The sequence below is a fragment of the Nocardia sp. NPDC055165 genome, from assembly GCF_053606985.1.
This window is the reverse complement of record NZ_JBSGSS010000008.1, coordinates 125,248-143,498: the sequence shown is the minus strand read 5'-3', so window position 1 is coordinate 143,498 and position 18,251 is coordinate 125,248. Positions and strand designations below refer to the sequence as shown.

The window sequence follows — 18,251 nt, the reverse complement described above, 5'->3', positions numbered from 1 at the left end:
GGTTCAGTCCCGGTTGCGCAGCGCGTCGAGGACTTCGGCGAACATCACGGATTTGATCGCTGTCATCGTGGTCTGGTCTTTGCCGCCCAGCGGTGCCACCAAAGCCAGTGCGGTATCGAGGACTTCGCTTTCCGCGGCGGTGGCGTCGACCAGGTCCAGTGCCAGCGCGTCGGGGCCGCCGAAGCGACGGGCAGTGGTCATGCTGGCCACGGCGGTCTTGGGGGTCGTCTTGGCCTGGATGAGCGCGGCCATGCCGTTGGTGAACGGGATGCGGATGTCGGCCTCGGGGAAACAGAAGTAACCACGGTCGGCGCGCATCACCCGATAGTCGTGCGCCATCGCCACCATCGCACCCGCACCGAAGGCGTGTCCGCCGATCGCGGCGACCGTCGGCATGGGCAGGGTGAGGACCCGGGCGAACAGGGTGTGCACCGCCGCGACGTATTCGGCGGCCCGGTCGCCGTTGGCCGAGAGCCAGTCCAGGTCGAGACCGTTGGAGTAGATCTTGCCGGTCGCGGTGGTCACCAGCGCGGACGCGCCCTCGGCGACGACCGCGTCGAGGTGGGTGTTCATCTCGTCGAGGAAGTCGGGGGAGAAGCGGTTCTCGCCGTCACCGAGGTCGAGTACGGCGATCGAATCGTGGTGGCGCAGTGTGGGCATGGGGCTGTTTCCTTTTCAGTGGGGACCGAGGTCGAGGACGGCACGCACGGCAGCACGCAGCTGAGCGCGGGCCAGGGGGTCGGTGAGCCGGTCGCGGCGCAGCAGCAGCGCGGTGGGCAGGTCTACCAGGCAGGTGGTGACGGTGGCGACGCCGCGCCGGTCGGCGCGACCCCACAGGGCGCGCGCGAGCCGGTTGAGCGCGGCGACGAGCGCCTTCTCGGTGTCGGCGATCTCCTGTGCCAGTGCGGGCGCGATGTCGCCGGCGAGCAGTTCGGCGCGGTCGACGATCAGCAGCAGGCGCGCGGAGTCGGGATGGTTTTCGGCCAGTCGCGCCGGTGCCTCGGCGGCGTCGAGGACCGCGTCGATGCGGGTCTCGGTGTCGGGCGCGGTGACGGCGCGGTCGATATCGGCCGACTGGAGGGCGAGGAATCGGTGCGCGGCGCGTAACCATGTGCGCGCCAGGACAACCTGGCGGGACTGAAATGTGTGATAGAGCGCGCCATTGGATACTCCGGTAGCGGCGGCGACCGCGCGCACTGTGACAGCGGCGGGTCCGGCGCCTGCTGCCAGCTTTTCGGCGGCGTCCAGCACGGTCTCCGGGTCGTGGGTGCGCGGTCTCGGCATGAACAAAAGTTTACAGAGCGTGCGCTCTGCTATTCCATTCGGATGCGCTTTTGGGCCGTTGTGCACGTATTTCGTTCCGCCACTTGGCATTTCGTCGTCCCTACGGTCCACCCGGGCACAGCGTAGACAACGTTACGTACGCGCGAGGGCTCGATACGATGGGGTACTGTTCGGATTCTTCGGCCCTGCCCGCACGAACAGAACGGCATCGCGATGTCCCGAGTGGTCACCAAGGAGCAGTACTTCGACACCGCGGTGGCGGTGCTCGCAGAGTTCGGCTTCAAAGGTCTCAACATCGGGGTGCTGTGCCGTCGCCTCGGCGTCACCAGCGGCTCGTTCTATCACCACTTCGGCTCCTGGCAGGGCTTCGTCGACACTCTGCTCGAACACTGGGAGAACCGTCAGATGGTCGAGCTACGCGCGCTCGACGTCGGCCACGGTGACGCCGACGCCGACGTGCGGGCGATGTCGGTGCTCGCCAGCGGACTCGAACACGGCGCCGAAGCCGCGCTGCGCGCCTGGGCGGCCAACGACGAATCGGTACACGTCACCGTCAAGCGGGTCGACGAGTCGCGGCGGCGCACCGTGCACCGTGTCATCGACGGCGTCGTCGACGACACGGCCACCGCCACCGTCGTCACCGAATTCGGCATGGCGATGATCATCGGCTACCAACAGCTCGCTGCCGCGGGCGAATCCACCGAACTCGACCACCTGCTCGCCGAATACGCGCGACTGATCTACTCCCACCGCGGCTGACGACCACGTCGGTGCGACGACTGCGTCAGGGTCTCGTGCCGCGCTGATTCGCGACCCCTGGCCGGACGGACACTTCCGTGAGCTAGCCGAGCAATTGGTCCACGTAGCACCATCGCCAGGCTTCCCCGGGCTCCACACTGCGCATCACCGGATGCGCCGAGTCCCGGAAATGGGCGCTCGCGTGGTCACCGATCGAGGACTCACAGCAGCCGATGTTCCCGCAGGCGGTGCACATTCGCAGATGCACCCAGCGCAGACCCTCGTCCAGACACGTCTGACACACCAGCTCACCAGCGGGCGGCTCCGCCAGTGCCGGCGCCTCCTCCAGATGGGCGCACCCCACCGCACCGGCGGCGGTGGACAGCGGTTCGGCGCGGCGCTCGTCGTCGCTCTCGTCGAAACGGTCGATCATCGATTCCTCGAGGTCGAGCCGGGCCAGCACATGTTGGAGGACTTCGTAATCCACCGCCCCCGCGTCGCGAACCGTCAGCACCGCATCGCGTTCGGCGGCCAGCATCGCCAGTCGTAACCGCCGGTACTCCGCGGTCGGTGTCACCAGTTCGGCCTCCGGGCGGCCCAACCGCTCCCAGGCGGCGTTGGAGCGCCAGATCAGTCGCTGTCGCAGCGATTCGATCACCGGTTCGGGGGTGTCCGGTCCGATCCTGCGGTCGAGTTCGGCCAGACCGGCGGTCGAAGCCTGTTGCAGCAGATCGGCTTTGGCGAGTGCGTCTTCCTCGCGACTGGGTCCGCGCAACCGCAGCAACCGCACCAGCCACGGCAGCGAACTGCCCTGCACCAGCAGCGTGCCGCCGACCACCACCAAGGCGAGCAGTTCCAGCACCGGCAACTGCGGTGTCGAGTCGGGCAGCAACAACACCGCCGCCAAGGTCACCACCCCGCGCATGCCCGCCCACGACACCACCGCCGCATGACTCAACGGTTCGGTCGCGCGCCCGAACAACCTGGCCACCAGCACGGGCGTGAACACCCACACCGGGCGCGCCAGCATCACCGCGGCCAGCACACCCACCGCCGCGACGACGAGCGTGGCGTGATCCAACCCGCTGTGCCAGGCGGCCTCGACGATCCAGCGCACCTGCAACCCGATGATCAAGAACACCGCGCTCTCCAGAATGAACTGGATGGTGCGCCAATTGGTGGTCTCGGCGACCCGCGAGGCCGCGCCCTGCCACCGTTGCGCGCCGTGGCCCAGGATCATCCCGCACGTCACGACCGCGATCACGCCCGAGGCGTGGAAGTGCTCGGCGGGCAGATACGCCACGAACGGGGCCAGCAGCGACACCGAGGTATCGAGCACCGGGTCGGTGATCCGCCGGCGCAACATCACCAATGCCGCCGCCACCACGGCCCCGATGACACCGCCGCCGACGGCCGCGAGCAGGAAATCGCCGCCGATCTGCCATGCGGTCACCGCACCGGCCATCGCCGCGATCGCCGAACGCAACGCCACCAGTGCGGTGGCGTCGTTGAACAGCGACTCGTCCTCGAGCACCGTCACGATGCTGCGCGGCATCCCTGTGCGTCGGGCCACCGCGGTCGCTGCCACCGCGTCCGGGGGAGCGACCACCGCACCCAACGCGACCGCCGCCGCGAACGGCACCGGCAGCAACCACCACACCACCAGCGCCACCGCGAACGTGCTGAACAGCACCAACCCCACCGACAGCGACGCGATGGTGCGCAGGTTGTCCTTGAAATCGACCAGCGAGGTGCGCAACGCGGCGGTGTAGAGCAGCGGCGGCAGCAACCCCAGCAGCACCACCTCCGGCTCGAGGTGTACCTGCGGCACCATCGGCAGATACGACGCGGCCACCCCGGCCAACGTCAGCACCAGAGGTTCCGACACCCCGAATCGCCGCGCCAGCGCCGCCAGCGCGGTCGCCGAGCCGATGAGGACAACCAGACCGATCGCGACATCCACTCGCGCATTCTCCCACCCACGGACCCATCAGTCCGTCGACGCCACCCAACGACAGCCGCGTCGGCACCGACCATCACGAAAACGGTTGCGGCCGACATCGGTCGGTCGCGCTGGCCCCTAGCCCGTGTCCGCGTCCATCGCGAGGTGGTCGACCGAGCCCCACACACGCAACGCCAGTCGTGGGCCCTCACGCCGCCACTGTGACACCGACGCGTTGGGCACCGGCTCGAGCGAATCCGGTACCGGCGCACCGAGTCCGTCGAGGATGTAGCGCAACGACACCACCACCGCATCGTGCGTCACCACCAGCACCTGCTCGCCCGCGGCCACCACGTCGAGCTCGTCGAGGAAACTGCGCACCCGCAATGCCACATCGGCCAGCGACTCCCCGCCCGGCGGGCGATAGACCCAGTTGCCGACCAGTTCACGACGCAGCCCCTCCTCGGGCGCGCGTCGCCGGATCGCCCGGTACGGATGTAGTTCGAACACCCCCATCTCCCGATCACGCAACCGTTCGTCGACCAGGGTGCGGATCGGGTGCAGGTGCCGGTTGCGGGAGGCGGCGGCCTCGGCCATCACCGCCCAGGTGACTCTGGTGCGCAGGTAGGGCGAGCAGACCACCAGGGTGGGTCGCTGCGTGCCCGCCAGCCCGGCCAGCCAGTCGCCCAGACAGCGCGCCTGCCACTGCCCGTGGGTGGTCAGTTCCACCGCGGAATCGGTGCCCCGCATCGGCCGCTGCTCGGTCGCCGGGTCGGAGAACCACACATTGGCCTCACTCTGTGCGTGGCGCACCGCCCACAATCCACCCAGCGCGCGTGGCACCACCAATCCTTCGGGCACCTGCACCCACCCCCTCCGCTGCTCGAACTCCATCGATACCCCTCGTGCTCGTCCCGTCGTGCCCGGACGCGCCAGGGAATAGCGGCCTCGTTGCCGGCGTTACATTCCCCGAATTCGAACGCCTGTCCGGAACTGTCCGGCGGACCACCGCCGCACCCCTCGATGCGCCGCAGGAGGCCCGCTTGTCCACCAGAGTAGAGATCTGGACCGACATCAATTGCCCGTTCTGCTACCTGGGCAAAGCCCGCTTCGAAGAAGCGCTGGCCGGCTTCGCGCACCGGGACGACGTCGAGGTGGTGCACCGGTCCTTCGAGCTCGATCCGACCTTGCCCGCCGGTTCCACGCGTCCGGTCATCCCGGCGATCGCCGAGAAATACGGCATCACCGTCGACCAGGCCGCCGCCAACGAACGCGGCATCGGCGCCCAGGCCGCGGCGATGGGTCTGCCCTACCGAACCGCGGGCCGCGACTCGGGCAACAGCTTCGACATGCACCGGCTCCTGCACTACGCCCTCGACCAGGACAAGCAGGAAGCCCTGCTCGACGCCCTCTACGCAGGCAATTTCGCCGAACCCGAGCCCGTCTTCGGCGATACCGAACGCCTCGTGGCCTTGGCTGTGCGCGCGGGTCTGGACGAGAACTCGGTGCGCGCGGTGTTGGCCGACCCCGACGCCTACGCCGACGCGGTCCGCCGCGACGAAGCCGAGGCCGCCGCGCTCGGTGCCACCGGTGTCCCGTTCTTCGTCTTCGACGGCAAGTACGCGGTCTCCGGCGCCCAACCTCCCGAAACGTTCACCCGGGCACTGAACACCGCCTGGAACGATCGACCTGCTCCCCAGCTCATCGCCGACGGCGACAGCTGCGGCCCCGACGGCTGCGCGGTCCCCACGACCGAGGTCGCGGCGGCCGACTGACCACCGCGGGCTTCGCTTCGGCGAGTCAGGCCAGGTCGATGACGACCTTGATATCGGACCCGCCTGGGTCGAACGCCTCGAGCGCCCTTTCCAGCGGCAGCCGCCGGGTGATGAGGCGTTCGAGCCACGACTCGTCCGCTTTGGCCAGCGCTTCGGCGCCCTGTTCGTAGTGGTGGCGGTTCGCGTTCACCGAACCGAACACCACCGCGTTGTCGAGCACGATGTTGCGGTTCAATCCGCCGACATCGACATCGGTATCGACACCGGGGGTCGACACCCCGGTCAGGCAGACGATCACGCCCGGGTTGTCGATCTCCATCGCCTGCAACGCCACCGCGGGCGCACCGGTCGCCTCGATCACGATGTCGGGGCTGATCTCTTTCGCGGCGGCGGCCGCCGTCCCCGTGTGGAACGTGCCGCCCAGCGCCTCGACCAGCTCTTCTTTCGTCCCGCCGCTGGTCCGGTCGAGGACGTGCACGTCCAGGCCGCGTTGCTGCCCGAGCAGCGCCGCCAGCAGACCGATCGGCCCGGCGCCGGTGACCAGGACGGTGCGCGGATCGAACCAGGCGCGGTTGTTGATCTTCTCGATCTGATCCCATGCCTTGGCGACCACGGTCGTCGGTTCCAGCAGTACCCCGACCTTCTCCAGTGCCGGATCGAGTCGCACCGCGAAGTCCTCGCGCACCACCCAGGACGTCGACCCGTACCCGTCGATCTCCTTGATCCCGCGCTCGACGTACATCCCGTTGCGGCACATGTCCCATTGGCCGCGCGCGCACGCCCCGCACGGCACCGGATCCGGCCTGCGCACGATCCCGACAACGAGGTCGCCAGGGGCGAATGCGCTGCCCGCGGGCGCGGTCTTCACCCGCCCCAGAGATTCGTGCCCGAGCACCATCTGCGACTTGCCCGGTGGCAGCCAGCCGTAGTTGCCCTGCGCGATATCGCGGTCGGTGCCGCAGATACCCAGCGAGATCCCGTCGACGAGCAGTTCGCCGGGACCGACGACCGGGTCGGGCACATCCTCCACCCGCAACGATTGCTTCTGCATGGGAACCACTGTCAACGCACGCATTTCGGCATCCCTTCCGCCCGGACGGGCCAACGGTCGACGTCTGCACGAACCACATCCACGACACCCGGGGGAGCAACCCCATCGCGAACACGCCGCGAACACGGACTACCTGCGCCAACGGTACGCGAACAACCCACCGACCGGTCGATACGAGACCATTCGCGAACAATCGGCATCACCGATGGCCGAACGTCACACTCCGCCATCATCGCGGCATCGGGAACCCTGAGTCGCCGATCCTGTCCGCCGTCTCGGCTACGGTGGACAGCGCTCGCACCGATCGACCCGTGGCCAGCTGGAGGCGTCTTGCGCATCATCGTCCGGATCATGCTCGTGCTCGCCGCGCTCGTGTGCGCGCTGGCACCGGCCTCGGCCGCACCGTCGGTCGATGACGCTTCCGCGCGCAAGATCGACGAACTCCTCACCGTGCGCGCCGAATCGGGCGGTCTGGGCCGTGGCGAACTCCTCGAACGGCTCTCCGCGCGGCTGCTCGGCACCCCGTACGGCGCGAACATGCTGATCGGTTCGGCCACCGAGCCCGAACAGCTCGTCGCGGATCTGCGCCGCGTCGACTGCTTCACCTACCTCGACTACATCGATGCCGCCTCCCGCTCCAGCACCCGCGACGAGTTCCTCACCAACCTGATCAGCACTCGCTACATCGATGGTCGCGTCGAATTCGCCCAGCGCAAGCACTTCTTCACCGACTGGGCCACCCGCGAACGGCTCGCCGCCACCGACATCACCGCGAGCCTGAGCCCCGCCGCGGTGACCACCACCAAGCATCTCAACGCGAAAGCTGACGGCAGCACCTACCTGCCGGGCGTTGCCGTGGTCGACCGTGCCGTCACCCATATTCCCGCGGCCGCCGTCGACGGGGCAGTCCAGGCCGCCCTTCGCACCGGCGACTTCCTCGGCGCTTACACCCCCGACGCCGGGCTCGACGTGACCCACGTCGGCATCATCGTCGCGACCCCCACCGGCCCGGTCTTCCGCAACGCCTCCTCGCTCGCGGCGAACAACCAGGTCGTCGATACCCCCTTGACCGAGTATCTCCAGACCGTCCCGGGCGTCGTCGTCCTTCGCCCGCTCTGACCGCCAGAGGAATCGCCATGACCACGCTGCCCGACCGCCCGAACACCGCGCTGCTCGTCGTCGACGTGCAGAACGGCGTCGTCGACGAAGCACCCCGCCGCGACGAGGTCGTCGCGAACATCAACGCCCTTGTCGACCGTGCCCGCACCGCCGATGTCCCGATCATCTGGATCCAGCACTCCTCCGAGGATTTGGTCGAACACAGCGATCCCTGGCACTACGTCCCCGAACTCACCCGCACCGACACCGAACCACTGGTTCACAAGCACTACGGGGACTCCTTCGAAGACACCGAGCTCGAGGGACTGCTCGCGGCGGTCGGCGCCGGCCACCTGGTGGTCACGGGCGCGGAATCCGACGCCTGCGTCCGTTCGACCATCCACAGCGCGTTCGTGCGCGGATACGATGTCACCCTGGTCGCCGATGCCCACACCACCGGCGACAAGACCCGGTGGGGCGCACCGAAACCCGAAGACGTCATCGCCCACACGAACCTGTACTGGCAATTCCAGCAAGCACCCGGTCGCACCGCGGCCGTGCGCCCGACCGACGAGCTTGACTTCAGGTCGACCTGAACAACCACGGTGGTCTCATGACCACATTCGGATACGCACAGAGCCTCGGCTACGACCGGCGCGCCACCCGGCTCCTCACCGGCCTGTACCGGCGGATCGCCACCGACATCGACGCCAACACCACCGATTCGGCCACGGTCCTCGACCTCGGCACCGGCCCGGGAAAGCTGTTGTCCCACGTGGCGACTCGTCGCCCCGACCTGCGCCTGCACGGCATCGACCTGTCCCCGCACATGATCGAGATCGCCCGGCGCACCCTCGCTGGGCAGCCGATCGACCTGGCCGTCGCCGACGTCGCCGAGCTGCCCCACCCGCACGCGAGCATCGACTTCGCCGTGTCGAGCCTGAGCATGCACGAATGGCCGGACCTGCCCGCCGCCGTCACCGAACTGCGTCGAGTACTCCGCCCCGGCGGCGGCGCCGCGATCTTCGACTTCCGCTTCACCCGAACCCGCGAGATCCGGCGCGCACTCAGCACCGCATTCGGCTCGGTCGACACCGAAACAGTCCGTCTGCCTTGGCATCCCGTCGCCGTGATCACCTGCTACCGCGTCACCGCATAGGCTCGGCGGATGGCCGGGGAACACACCACGACCGGTGCGGTGGCAGCCCAGTTCGGGCTCGCGACCCACGTGCTGCGCCACTGGGAAGACCGCGGACTGCTCACTCCAGCCCGTGACTCGGTCGGACGCCGCCACTACCGCGGCACCGACATCGACACGATCGCGATGATCGTCCTGGGCAAGAAGGCAGGCTTGTCCCTCGACGATCTCGCCATCCTGTTCATCCGTTCCCCCGATCGGCGCACCCGCCGAGAAGTACTCGAAGCCCATCGCGACCGCCTCGCCGACCAGATCGCCCGCACGCGCGCCGCCCTCGACGCCGTCACCCACGTCCTGGACTGCGACGCCGAGGACTTCCGCACCTGCCCTCACTTCCGCGCCGAACTCGCCGGGGTCCTCGACACCCACACCGACCCGCCGGTGTCGGCAACACCGTCCGACGTGGGACGATCGGCCATGTGACCGGCCCACCCGCGAAACCACAGCACTTGAGCGACCTCGCGCTGCTGCGTCGTGTGCGCGACCGCATCGACCGTGAGTACGCCCAGCCGCTCGACGTCGAAGCGCTCGCCCGCGGCGTCCACATGTCGGCCGGGCACCTCAGCCGGCAATTCCGCCTCGCCTACGGGGAATCGCCGTACTCCTACCTGATGACCCGCCGCATCGAACGGGCCATGGCACTGCTGCGCCGCGGCGACATGAGCGTCACCGAGGTGTGTTTCGCGGTCGGCTCGTCCTCGCTGGGTACCTTCAGCACCCGCTTCACCGAACTCGTCGGGGTGCCGCCCAGCACCTACAAACAGCGTCAGGACGAACAGACCGCGGGCATGCCGTCGTGCGTGGTCAAGAAGGTGACCAGACCGATCAGGAATCGAGAAGCTTCCGCTCCGGCCGACAATTAGCGTGGTCGGCATGAACCTCACCATCCACTCGAGCTACCTGCCGCAGGACGACCCCGACGCCGCGCTCGCCTTCTACCGCGACACACTCGGCTTCGAGGTGCGCAACGATGTGGGCTACAACGGGCTGCGCTGGATCACCGTGGGCCCCACCGGCCAGCCCGACACCTCCATCGTGCTGCACCCACCGGCCGCCGACCCCGGCCTCACCGACGACGAACGCCGTGTCATCAGCGAAATGATGGCCAAAGGCACCTACGCCGGCGTCAACCTCGCCACCGACGATCTCGACGGCCTGTTCGAGAAGCTGCAGGCCGGAGACATCGAGATCGTCCAGGAACCCACCGATCAGCCTTACGGCGTGCGCGACTGCGCCTTCCGCGATCCCGCCGGAAATATGGTCCGCATCCAGCAGACCAAGTAAGCCATCGCGCCGGTAGATTCGATGTCCGGCGATGTCGACTGATCAAGGGAGACCCATGAGCACGGCCAAGAAGACCGGCACCACCATAGAGCCGGCCGACAGCCACGATGTGATCCGCGTGCACGGCGCGCGGGTCAACAATCTGCGCGATGTGAGCATCGAGATCCCCAAGCGCAGGCTGACGGTCTTCACGGGCGTGTCCGGATCCGGTAAGAGCTCCCTGGTCTTCGGCACCATCGCCGCCGAATCACAGCGCCTGATCAACGAGACCTACAGCGCGTTCGTGCAGGGCTTCATGCCCAGCCAGGCCCGCCCCGACGTCGACGTCCTGGAGGGTCTGACCACCGCCATCCTGGTCGACCAGTCCCGGCTGGGCGCCGACCCGCGTTCCACAGTCGGCACCGTCACCGACGCCAACGCGATGCTGCGGATCCTGTTCAGCCGCCTCGGCGACCCGCACATCGGGTCGTCGCAGGCGTTCTCGTTCAATGTCGCCTCGATCAGCGGCGCCGGTGCCGTCGAGGTCGAGAAGAACGGTGTCACCGTCAAGGAACGCCGCAGCTTCGCCATCACCGGCGGTATGTGTCCCACCTGTGAGGGCAAAGGCCAGATCAACGACATCGACCTCACCGAGCTCTACGACGAGAACCTCTCCCTCGACGAGGGCCCGTTCAAGATCCCCGGCTACAGCATGGACGGCTGGATGGGCCGCATCTTCAAGGGTTCGGGCTTCTTCGACCCGGCGAAGCCGATCAAGAAGTACACCAAGAAACAGCTCGCCGACCTGCTGTACAAGGAACCGACCAAGATCAAGGTCGAGGGCATCAACCTCACCTACGAAGGACTCATCCCCAAACTGCGCAAGTCGATGCTGTCCAAGGACATCGATTCGCTGCAACCGCATGTGCGCGCCTTCGTCGAACGTGCCGTCACCTTCGGCACCTGCCCCGACTGTGCGGGCACCCGGCTCTCCGCCGCGGCCCGCTCGTCCAAGATCGACGGCATCAGCATCGCCGACGCCTGCGCCATGCAGATCACCGATCTCGCCGAATGGGTCAAGCAGGTCGACGACCCGTCGGTGGCGCCGCTGCTGGAGTCGCTGCGACAGACCCTGGACTCGTTCGTCGAGATCGGCCTGGGCTACCTGTCGCTGTCGCGTCCTTCGGGCACCCTGTCGGGCGGTGAAGCCCAGCGCGTCAAGATGATTCGCCACCTCGGCTCCTCGCTCACCGACGTCACCTATGTCTTCGACGAGCCCACCGCGGGCCTGCACCCGCACGACATCCAGCGGATGAACGACCTGCTGCTGCGCCTGCGCGACAAGGGAAACACGGTGCTCGTCGTCGAGCACAAGCCCGAAACGATCGTCATCGCCGACCACATCGTCGACCTCGGCCCCGCCGCCGGGTCCAAGGGTGGCACCATCTGCTTCGAGGGCACCGTCGACGGGCTGCGCGCCAGCGACACCGTCACCGGCCGCCACTTCGACGACCGCGCCTCGGTCAAGGACTCGGTGCGAAAGTCGACCGGCGCCTTGCAGATTCGTGGCGCCACCGCCAACAACCTCGACAAAGTCGACGTCGACATCCCCCTCGGCATTCTGGTGGCGATCACCGGCGTCGCGGGCTCGGGCAAGAGCTCGCTCGTGCACGGCTCGATCCCGATCGACGAAGGCGTCATCTCCGTCGACCAAGCCCCGATCAAGGGCTCACGCCGCAGCAACCCCGCCACCTACACCGGTCTGCTCGACCACATTCGCAAAGCGTTCGCCAAGGCCACCGGCGCCAAACCCGCCATGTTCAGCGCCAATTCCGAGGGCGCCTGCCCGAACTGCAACGGTGCGGGCGTGGTCTACACCGACCTGGCGATGATGGCCGGCGTGTCGACGATGTGTGAGGTGTGTGAGGGCAAGCGCTTCATGGCCGAAGTCCTCGAATACACCTTCGCGGGTAAGAACATCAGCGAAGTGCTCTCGATGCCCGTCGACGAAGCCCGCGCGTTCTTCGGCGACGGCGAGGCACGCACCCCCGCCGCCCACAAGATCCTCACCCACCTCACCGAAGTGGGCCTGGGCTACCTCACCATCGGCCAGCCACTGACCACCCTGTCCGGCGGCGAACGCCAGCGCCTCAAGCTCGCCACCCACATGTCCGACAAAGGTGGGGTCTACATCCTCGACGAACCGACCACCGGCCTGCACCTGGCCGACGTCGAACAACTCCTCGGCCTGCTCGACCGCCTCGTCGAATCCGGCAAGTCCGTCATCGTCGTCGAACACCACCAGGCAGTGATGGCCCACGCCGACTGGATCATCGACCTCGGGCCCGGCGCGGGACACGACGGCGGCCACATCGTCTTCGAAGGCACCCCCGCCGACCTCGTCGAAGCCCGCTCCACCCTCACCGGCGAACACCTGGCCACCTACGTCGGCGCCTGACTTCGTGCGGCCGGGCTCACTCCGAGCCCGGCCGCACCTATTCTGGACCGATGCTCGAGATCTCCACCGATCCCGCCGCAGTCGATCTCGACTGGCTCCACCACCGCCTGTCGACCGATGCCTACTGGGCCCTCGGCCGCAGCCGCGAACGCGTCCGCCGCGTCGTCGAGAATTCTCTGCCCTACAGCGTGTTCCACGACGGTTCCCAGATCGCCTTCGCCCGCCTGGTCACCGACCGCACCACTTTCGCCTGGCTTTCCGACGTCTACGTAGACCGTCGACAGCGCGGAAAAGGCGTCGGCAAACTCCTCCTTGACCGGATCATGGCCGACGCCGACGACTGGGGGCTACGCCGTATGGCCCTGGCTACCGGCGATGCCCACGACATGTACCGCCCCTACGGCTTCACTGCTCACCCCGAACCGGACCAGTGGATGGAAAAGACCTGGCCGGCCGATCCCGCTTGAATCACGACCGGCCCTCTTTTTCGCCGTGCACGGAAACCGCAACCGTGTTAGTTTCAGTTTCGAAGGTCAACGGCACCGGGAGGATGCATGAGCGTCAGCAGCAGAAGCGCGGTCGCCATTCACGCATTGACGAAATTGGCGCAAGGCGGGGAGAGTTCGTTGACGTCTGTGGAGATCGCGGAGAGCTTGGCGAGCAATCCCGTGCTGGTTCGACGCATCCTCGGCAACCTGCGTGACGCCGACCTGGTGCGGTCCACGGAGGGTCGCGGCGGGGGCTGGACGCTCGCCCGCCCTGCTCGCGAGATCACCCTCTTCGACGCCTACCGCGCCGTCGAAGGTTCGCCGGTGCTGTCTCGACATGCCCACCCGCCCAGCGCCGAGTGCGAGGTCGGTCGTCATATGCAGGCGATTGTCGACGAGCAGTTCCGCAACGCCGAGCAGGCCATGGAGGAGCAGTTGGGTCGGACGACCATCGCACACCTGCTCCAGAAGGTATTCGACATCGAGCGAGCGGCGCGTATGCGCTGATCGCAGGACGGCGGGAGACCGCCGTTCTTTTTTTACCCGAACTGTAACCATAATGGTTGCGGTAAAGCTGGGAGAGGGAACCCATGACATCCACGAGACTCGAAACCGACCACGCTGGTTCAGGCCTGGCATTGCTGGCGGTGCTCATGCCCGCGATGCTGGCGACGGTCATCGCCAGCGACATGGTCAATCTGCTGCTACCGGCGATAGGCACCGAGTTCGACGCCTCGGAAGCCGAATTGGCATGGGTCGTCACCGGATTCCTGCTGATGTTCTCCGTCGGCATTCCCTTCTACGGACGCCTGTCGGACCGAGTGAGCCTGCGGACCCTGTTCGTGGTCTGCCTGACAACCTATGCCGCGGGCAGCCTGGTCAGCGCGCTCGCCCCGAGTCTGCTCGCGCTGGTGGCCGGGCGCATCGTGATGGGCATCGGCGCAGCCGGGATCCCGGTGCTCACGATCCTGGGCGTGACCCGGTTGCTGCCGGCGGAAAAACGCGGGATGGGCATCGGGGTGATCTCCGCCGCGGCAGGAATCGGCACCGCGGCCGGACCTGCCCTCGGTGGGGGCATCGGACAGCTGCTCGGCTGGCACGCACCGTTCTGGCTGATGGTCGCCATCGCGCTCGTACTGCTGCCGTTGATCTGGCGAGTCCTGCCCGCCGACTCACCGACCACCGCCGAGCGGTTCGACCTCACCGGCGGCATCCTGCTCGGTGCAGGCGCCGGACTGCTGCTGTTCGGAATCACCCAGGCTCAGGTCGCCGGATTCACGGCGCCCTCGGCGTGGGGATGCCTCGTCGTCGGCATGGCCACACTCGTGGTGTTCGTCGGTCGCAATCGGCGCATCGACCGGCCGTTCGTCCCACCCGCACTGTTCGACAACCAGGTCTTCCGGATCGCTGTGATCGTCGTGTCGCTGGCAATGAGCATCAACCTCGGCGCCTTGGTGTTCGTGCCGATCGTGCTCGTCGACGTCGACGGCCTCGATCCGGGCACCGGCGCGCTGGTCATGATCCCGGTCGGCCTCGCCGTCGCGATGCTCTCACCGCTGAGTGGACGCCTGGCCGATCGCATCGGTGCCCGCACCCCTACGCTGGCCGGTCTGGCTGTGATGGGACTGTCCGCGGTATTCCTGTCCGCTGTGGCCGGAGGCGGTTCGCTGGTCCTCACCGCGATCGGGATCACCGCACTGTGCGCCGGCTTCATCTTCGTGATGACGCCGATCATCAGCGCCGCGGCAGGCGCTCTGGCTCCCGCACAGGCCGGCATCGGGCTCGGGATCCTCCAGGGCGCCCAATTCCTCGGCGCCAGCGCGGGTCCGGCGCTCTTCGGCGCCTTGGTCAGCGCACGACGACAAGCCGGTACCGACGCCCTCAACCCCCTGAACGACACGGGATCCGGGGCGGCATTCTCGGATGCCTTCCTCGCGATGGCCTTCGTCGCCGTCACCGCACTGATCATCGCCCTGTGGATGCGCCCCACTCCCGCATCGAACGAACTGCCATGAAGACCCTGCTTGGAAGTCCTTACTGGCAAGCCGCTGGACCCCACCTCGAGGCCTTGGCCGAATCGAGCGACGGCCGATCGCGACATCACCACAGAATCTCGGTCAGACGGTCGGTCGCTCCGATCAACCAACCGGGATCGCCGTGCCGACGCCCCCAGAGTGCGGCCTTGATCGCCCGGACCTGCGCCCATCGACGGGCACGATCACGGTCGATACCCGCTGCTTCGCAAAACAAGTCCAGTCCGCGACGAATACCGGCGGCCGGATCAGGGGCGAACAGCAGCGGCGCGAACCGGTAGCTGCGAAGGACAGTGATCGTGTCGTAGGCGGGGTCGCCGACATACCCCTTGGGGTCGATCGCGAGCCAGGGCTCCCGTTTTCCCACCAGCACATTCGCATCATGAAGGTCGCCGTGGACGAGGGTCTCGGGCTGACCCGGACCGAGGTCACGCAAGGTCTCGGCCGCGGCATCCAGAACGCGGCGGGGGAGTGGATCGCCAAGTTCGGCGGCCGTCGTGCGGAGCTCGTCCGTCCAGTCGGCGACCAGGTCGCTCAGGCGCGGCAGCCCGGCGGGGGCGTCGATCGCCAAGCGGTGGGACAGTTGCCCGAGTATGCCGACTGCCTCGTCGAAGTCGGTGATGTGGGCCAGAGTTCCGTGTCCTGTGCGCTCGAGCAGCATCGCGAACCGTTCGTCATCACGGTCGAACAATTGCACCGCACCCCGTCCGTTCCAGGTGGCGAACGCGTCCGGCTCGAACACGTTGCCCGGGTGTGGAAAGGAGATCTTGACAACCGCGGGCGGCAGATCCGGGCACAGCACCGGAATGACGATCCCGACGTGGCCGTGCATGACCGGCCCGTCAGGAGTGCACGACCACCGTTGCAGTAATTCATCCGCCAGCCGGGGTAGTGTCGCGATCCATGCCCGCCCGGGTTCACCTTCCCGACTGATTGTTTCGCGGGTGAAGACCTCTGGAATCTCGATCATGAGACGACCCTAGGCGTCTATCTCGAGCCGCGGACACCGCCGATGTGACGTATCTCGCCGCCCTCGAGTCTGGTCTCCGCGATGACGACCGGCATAGCCTGAGACACCGCGCAGGAGCGAAATCGACTGCACTAGAAGGATATTCGGTGCAAACCGGACATTCTCGGTTCGGTAGTCGGCCAGCTGGTTTCGACACGCGCACACTGCCGTCCCGGGACGTCTACATCCGGGCCGACGGCAGAATCATGGCAAGGAGCTACACCGGTGCCGGTTCGTCACAATGACCTCAGCCCCGTCATCACCCGCCGCGGCGCACTCGCCGCACTGGCACTGCTCGCTGCTGCCGGCTGCGGCGGTTCGGTCGCGGCCACCACGGGCAAGCCGCACTGGGACTACGACGCCGAGGGCCCCGAGCACTGGGCCGACCTCGACCGCGGCTACTCGGCCTGCCGAGTCGGCCACGCCCAATCGCCGATCGACCTGGACAGCCCCACCGAACTACACCCGTCCGATCACATCGAGATCGACTACCGCCCCATCCCGTCGGTGAACCTGCTGAACAACGGGCACACCGTGCAGGTGAGCGCCCCAGCGGACTCCGGCAACCGCATCGTCGTCGACGCAACGCCGTTCACCCTGACCCAATTCCACTTCCATCTCCCCAGCGAGCACACCGTCGACGGTGCCGAGACCGCCATGGAACTGCATTTCGTCCACACCGCCCGATCGGGCCGGTTGGCCGTTCTCGCCGTCCTCCTGAACGCGCACACCGACCCCACCCCGCTGAGTCGGATCCTCACCGCCGCCCCGAACCGCTCAGGGCTCACCCGCGCTGTCGCCACTGTCGACCCGCGCGAATTCCTCCCAGCCGACCTCGCCCAGTTCCGCTACCAGGGCTCCCTGACCACGCCCCCGTGCACCGAAGGTGTCGAGTGGATCGTGCTGCGCCACCCTGCGCCGGTCGCAGCCCCTGATGTCGACAACTACCGCGCCCTGTTCCCGCACAGCAACCGACCCACTCAACCGCGCAACGGCCGCCCGGTAGTCCTCGCCGGACCCAACTGAGCCCGCTCGGCACAGGCACCTAATCCTGTGGACGGAGGGTGAGAATCTGTTCGGCAACCCCGACCGGACCGCGAATGTCGTGCAGGACGGTACTGGTGAGTCCTTGTCCGGTGTGGCCGAAGGTGACGGTCGTGTCGAGACCGGTCCATTCGCCTTCGGGTTGCCGATAGAGATGGACGGTCAGGTCCAGGTTGGGAAACATCCACTTGGTGGGCTCCTGTCGCACCGCGATGCCGTTCGCGGTGTCGACGAGCGCGAGGTAGGAAGCCAGGGGATCAGCTGGTTCCGCGGACACCAAGTCCATCGGCGAGTGCACCCACGCGGTGGTCCGCCCGGGTTGAGGAATGCCGACCGGGCGGGTATCGAGCGAAGCGATGTAGCCGCCGGGCCACACCGAGGTCAGCGGCCAGGACGCCAATGATTCGGGGGTGGGAAGCCGCTCGGGCTCCCCACCAGCGACGCCCGCACTGTCCTGCGCGCTCAGAAACCACGCGCGGGCCGAGACGACGCTGCGCCCGGCGATGGTGACGGTCGCCTCGACCAGTTCGATCGTGCGACCCGGGCGGATGGTCCGAACGTCGATGTCGAACTCCCCGAACGCGATCCTGCCCAGGATGTCGAAACTGATCCGGCTCATGGCCAACGCTGGGCGCTGTTCGTGGGCGCGTGTTCGCTGGATCTCGTGCACGATCAGCCCGCCGAGCGGGCTGAAGTGCTGCTCGGCGGTGTCCCACGCTCCACCCGCGTGGGCAGTCGGCGCGAAGCGGTGAGCACCGACCCGGTGGAAGTAGGACGTGGGCGCGATCGTATCTCTCACATTTATCAACCTACGGGTCGAATTTTCATCCTGCAAGTCGTCTGATCGTCCTAATAGTCGGCTGCCGGTGG

At 67.4% G+C, this 18,251-nt stretch carries 20 protein-coding genes; 13 read left to right on the top strand and 7 right to left on the bottom strand.

Annotated elements, in window-relative coordinates; all coding sequences use genetic code 11:
- Positions 1–3 precede the first annotated feature (3 nt).
- Positions 4–660, bottom strand: coding sequence for an enoyl-CoA hydratase-related protein (locus tag ACWFRF_RS18385; protein ID WP_378629090.1), 657 nt, complete (start codon positions 658–660; stop codon positions 4–6).
- Positions 661–675: 15 nt separating this feature from the next.
- Positions 676–1,284 carry a TetR family transcriptional regulator gene (locus ACWFRF_RS18380; protein ID WP_452451135.1) on the bottom strand — a complete coding sequence of 203 codons (609 nt, stop codon included), beginning with the start codon at positions 1,282–1,284 and terminating at the stop codon, positions 676–678.
- A gap of 213 nt (positions 1,285–1,497) precedes the next feature.
- On the opposite strand from ACWFRF_RS18380, the gene ACWFRF_RS18375 reads away from it, so the two are divergent.
- The gene (locus ACWFRF_RS18375) at positions 1,498–2,043 is read left to right on the top strand and encodes a TetR/AcrR family transcriptional regulator (RefSeq protein WP_378629092.1); all 546 of its coding nucleotides are present in this window, start codon (positions 1,498–1,500) and stop codon (positions 2,041–2,043) included.
- Between the two features lie 82 nt (positions 2,044–2,125).
- Here the strand turns inward: ACWFRF_RS18375 and ACWFRF_RS18370 are convergent, their stop codons facing one another.
- Together ACWFRF_RS18370 and ACWFRF_RS18365 are read right to left on the bottom strand one after the other, a co-directional pair.
- The gene (locus tag ACWFRF_RS18370; protein ID WP_387444973.1) at positions 2,126–3,985 is read right to left on the bottom strand and encodes a Na+/H+ antiporter; all 1,860 of its coding nucleotides are present in this window, start codon (positions 3,983–3,985) and stop codon (positions 2,126–2,128) included.
- Positions 3,986–4,102: 117 nt separating this feature from the next.
- Positions 4,103–4,858, bottom strand: coding sequence for a histidine phosphatase family protein (locus ACWFRF_RS18365; RefSeq protein WP_378991809.1), 756 nt, complete (start codon positions 4,856–4,858; stop codon positions 4,103–4,105).
- A 149-nt stretch (positions 4,859–5,007) separates the two neighbouring features.
- Between ACWFRF_RS18365 and ACWFRF_RS18360 the strand changes: the two genes are divergently transcribed.
- On the top strand, positions 5,008–5,739 hold the full coding sequence (locus ACWFRF_RS18360) for a DsbA family oxidoreductase (RefSeq protein ID WP_379316113.1): 732 nt from the start codon (positions 5,008–5,010) through the stop codon (positions 5,737–5,739).
- Between the two features lie 25 nt (positions 5,740–5,764).
- Here ACWFRF_RS18360 and ACWFRF_RS18355 read toward each other — a convergent pair whose 3' ends face one another.
- Positions 5,765–6,790: a glucose 1-dehydrogenase gene (locus ACWFRF_RS18355; protein ID WP_452451132.1), complete on the bottom strand. Its 1,026-nt coding sequence runs from the start codon at positions 6,788–6,790 to the stop codon at positions 5,765–5,767.
- Positions 6,791–7,120: 330 nt separating this feature from the next.
- On the opposite strand from ACWFRF_RS18355, the gene ACWFRF_RS18350 reads away from it, so the two are divergent.
- The 10 genes from ACWFRF_RS18350 (at position 7,121) to ACWFRF_RS18305 (ending at position 15,310) form a co-directional block, all read left to right on the top strand.
- Positions 7,121–7,909 (top strand): DUF1460 domain-containing protein, encoded by a 789-nt coding sequence (locus tag ACWFRF_RS18350; RefSeq protein WP_452451130.1) that lies wholly within the window; start codon positions 7,121–7,123, stop codon positions 7,907–7,909.
- A 17-nt stretch (positions 7,910–7,926) separates the two neighbouring features.
- Positions 7,927–8,484 (top strand): isochorismatase family protein, encoded by a 558-nt coding sequence (locus ACWFRF_RS18345; protein ID WP_378991803.1) that lies wholly within the window; start codon positions 7,927–7,929, stop codon positions 8,482–8,484.
- A 17-nt stretch (positions 8,485–8,501) separates the two neighbouring features.
- Positions 8,502–9,047, top strand: a complete 546-nt coding sequence (locus ACWFRF_RS18340; protein WP_452451129.1) for a class I SAM-dependent methyltransferase — start codon at positions 8,502–8,504, stop codon at positions 9,045–9,047.
- A 9-nt stretch (positions 9,048–9,056) separates the two neighbouring features.
- On the top strand, positions 9,057–9,509 hold the full coding sequence (locus tag ACWFRF_RS18335) for a MerR family transcriptional regulator (protein ID WP_452451127.1): 453 nt from the start codon (positions 9,057–9,059) through the stop codon (positions 9,507–9,509).
- Positions 9,506–9,949, top strand: a complete 444-nt coding sequence (locus tag ACWFRF_RS18330; RefSeq protein ID WP_452451126.1) for a helix-turn-helix transcriptional regulator — start codon at positions 9,506–9,508, stop codon at positions 9,947–9,949. Before ACWFRF_RS18335 ends, ACWFRF_RS18330 begins: the two co-directional genes overlap by 4 nt.
- Before the next feature lie 10 nt (positions 9,950–9,959).
- Positions 9,960–10,370, top strand: coding sequence for a VOC family protein (locus ACWFRF_RS18325; RefSeq protein WP_378629104.1), 411 nt, complete (start codon positions 9,960–9,962; stop codon positions 10,368–10,370).
- 55 nt (positions 10,371–10,425) lie between these two features.
- Positions 10,426–12,807, top strand: coding sequence for an ATP-binding cassette domain-containing protein (locus ACWFRF_RS18320; RefSeq protein ID WP_452451124.1), 2,382 nt, complete (start codon positions 10,426–10,428; stop codon positions 12,805–12,807).
- A gap of 50 nt (positions 12,808–12,857) precedes the next feature.
- Complete coding sequence (locus ACWFRF_RS18315; protein ID WP_387444984.1) at positions 12,858–13,274, top strand: GNAT family N-acetyltransferase; 417 nt, start codon at positions 12,858–12,860, stop codon at positions 13,272–13,274.
- Positions 13,275–13,361: 87 nt separating this feature from the next.
- The gene (locus tag ACWFRF_RS18310; protein ID WP_378991793.1) at positions 13,362–13,802 is read left to right on the top strand and encodes an Rrf2 family transcriptional regulator; all 441 of its coding nucleotides are present in this window, start codon (positions 13,362–13,364) and stop codon (positions 13,800–13,802) included.
- A gap of 83 nt (positions 13,803–13,885) precedes the next feature.
- Positions 13,886–15,310 carry an MFS transporter gene (locus ACWFRF_RS18305; RefSeq protein WP_452451121.1) on the top strand — a complete coding sequence of 475 codons (1,425 nt, stop codon included), beginning with the start codon at positions 13,886–13,888 and terminating at the stop codon, positions 15,308–15,310.
- 85 nt (positions 15,311–15,395) lie between these two features.
- Here ACWFRF_RS18305 and ACWFRF_RS18300 read toward each other — a convergent pair whose 3' ends face one another.
- A complete protein-coding gene (locus tag ACWFRF_RS18300; protein WP_452451119.1) occupies positions 15,396–16,298 on the bottom strand; it encodes an aminoglycoside phosphotransferase family protein in 903 nt (300 codons plus the stop codon).
- A gap of 264 nt (positions 16,299–16,562) precedes the next feature.
- Between ACWFRF_RS18300 and ACWFRF_RS18295 the strand changes: the two genes are divergently transcribed.
- Entirely contained in the window at positions 16,563–17,363 is an 801-nt protein-coding gene (locus ACWFRF_RS18295) for a carbonic anhydrase (protein WP_387444988.1), read from the top strand.
- 19 nt (positions 17,364–17,382) lie between these two features.
- On the opposite strand, the gene ACWFRF_RS18290 is transcribed toward ACWFRF_RS18295, so the two are convergent.
- Positions 17,383–18,180: a thioesterase family protein gene (locus ACWFRF_RS18290; RefSeq protein ID WP_378991788.1), complete on the bottom strand. Its 798-nt coding sequence runs from the start codon at positions 18,178–18,180 to the stop codon at positions 17,383–17,385.
- Between the last annotated feature and the right edge of the window lie 71 nt (positions 18,181–18,251).

What these genes read in the sequence shown, in the direction of transcription:
- ACWFRF_RS18385 (WP_378629090.1), bottom strand. Translation starts at nt 660, where the DNA reads ATGCCCACACTGCGCCACCACGATTCGATCGCCGTACTCGACCTCGGT.
- ACWFRF_RS18320 (WP_452451124.1), top strand. Translation starts at nt 10,426, where the DNA reads ATGAGCACGGCCAAGAAGACCGGCACCACCATAGAGCCGGCCGACAGC.
- ACWFRF_RS18375 (WP_378629092.1), top strand. Translation starts at nt 1,498, where the DNA reads ATGTCCCGAGTGGTCACCAAGGAGCAGTACTTCGACACCGCGGTGGCG.
- ACWFRF_RS18365 (WP_378991809.1), bottom strand. Translation starts at nt 4,858, where the DNA reads ATGGAGTTCGAGCAGCGGAGGGGGTGGGTGCAGGTGCCCGAAGGATTG.
- ACWFRF_RS18310 (WP_378991793.1), top strand. Translation starts at nt 13,362, where the DNA reads ATGAGCGTCAGCAGCAGAAGCGCGGTCGCCATTCACGCATTGACGAAA.
- ACWFRF_RS18300 (WP_452451119.1), bottom strand. Translation starts at nt 16,298, where the DNA reads ATGATCGAGATTCCAGAGGTCTTCACCCGCGAAACAATCAGTCGGGAA.
- ACWFRF_RS18335 (WP_452451127.1), top strand. Translation starts at nt 9,057, where the DNA reads ATGGCCGGGGAACACACCACGACCGGTGCGGTGGCAGCCCAGTTCGGG.
- ACWFRF_RS18340 (WP_452451129.1), top strand. Translation starts at nt 8,502, where the DNA reads ATGACCACATTCGGATACGCACAGAGCCTCGGCTACGACCGGCGCGCC.
- ACWFRF_RS18345 (WP_378991803.1), top strand. Translation starts at nt 7,927, where the DNA reads ATGACCACGCTGCCCGACCGCCCGAACACCGCGCTGCTCGTCGTCGAC.
- ACWFRF_RS18355 (WP_452451132.1), bottom strand. Translation starts at nt 6,790, where the DNA reads ATGCAGAAGCAATCGTTGCGGGTGGAGGATGTGCCCGACCCGGTCGTC.
- ACWFRF_RS18305 (WP_452451121.1), top strand. Translation starts at nt 13,886, where the DNA reads ATGACATCCACGAGACTCGAAACCGACCACGCTGGTTCAGGCCTGGCA.
- ACWFRF_RS18315 (WP_387444984.1), top strand. Translation starts at nt 12,858, where the DNA reads ATGCTCGAGATCTCCACCGATCCCGCCGCAGTCGATCTCGACTGGCTC.
- ACWFRF_RS18325 (WP_378629104.1), top strand. Translation starts at nt 9,960, where the DNA reads ATGAACCTCACCATCCACTCGAGCTACCTGCCGCAGGACGACCCCGAC.
- ACWFRF_RS18380 (WP_452451135.1), bottom strand. Translation starts at nt 1,284, where the DNA reads ATGCCGAGACCGCGCACCCACGACCCGGAGACCGTGCTGGACGCCGCC.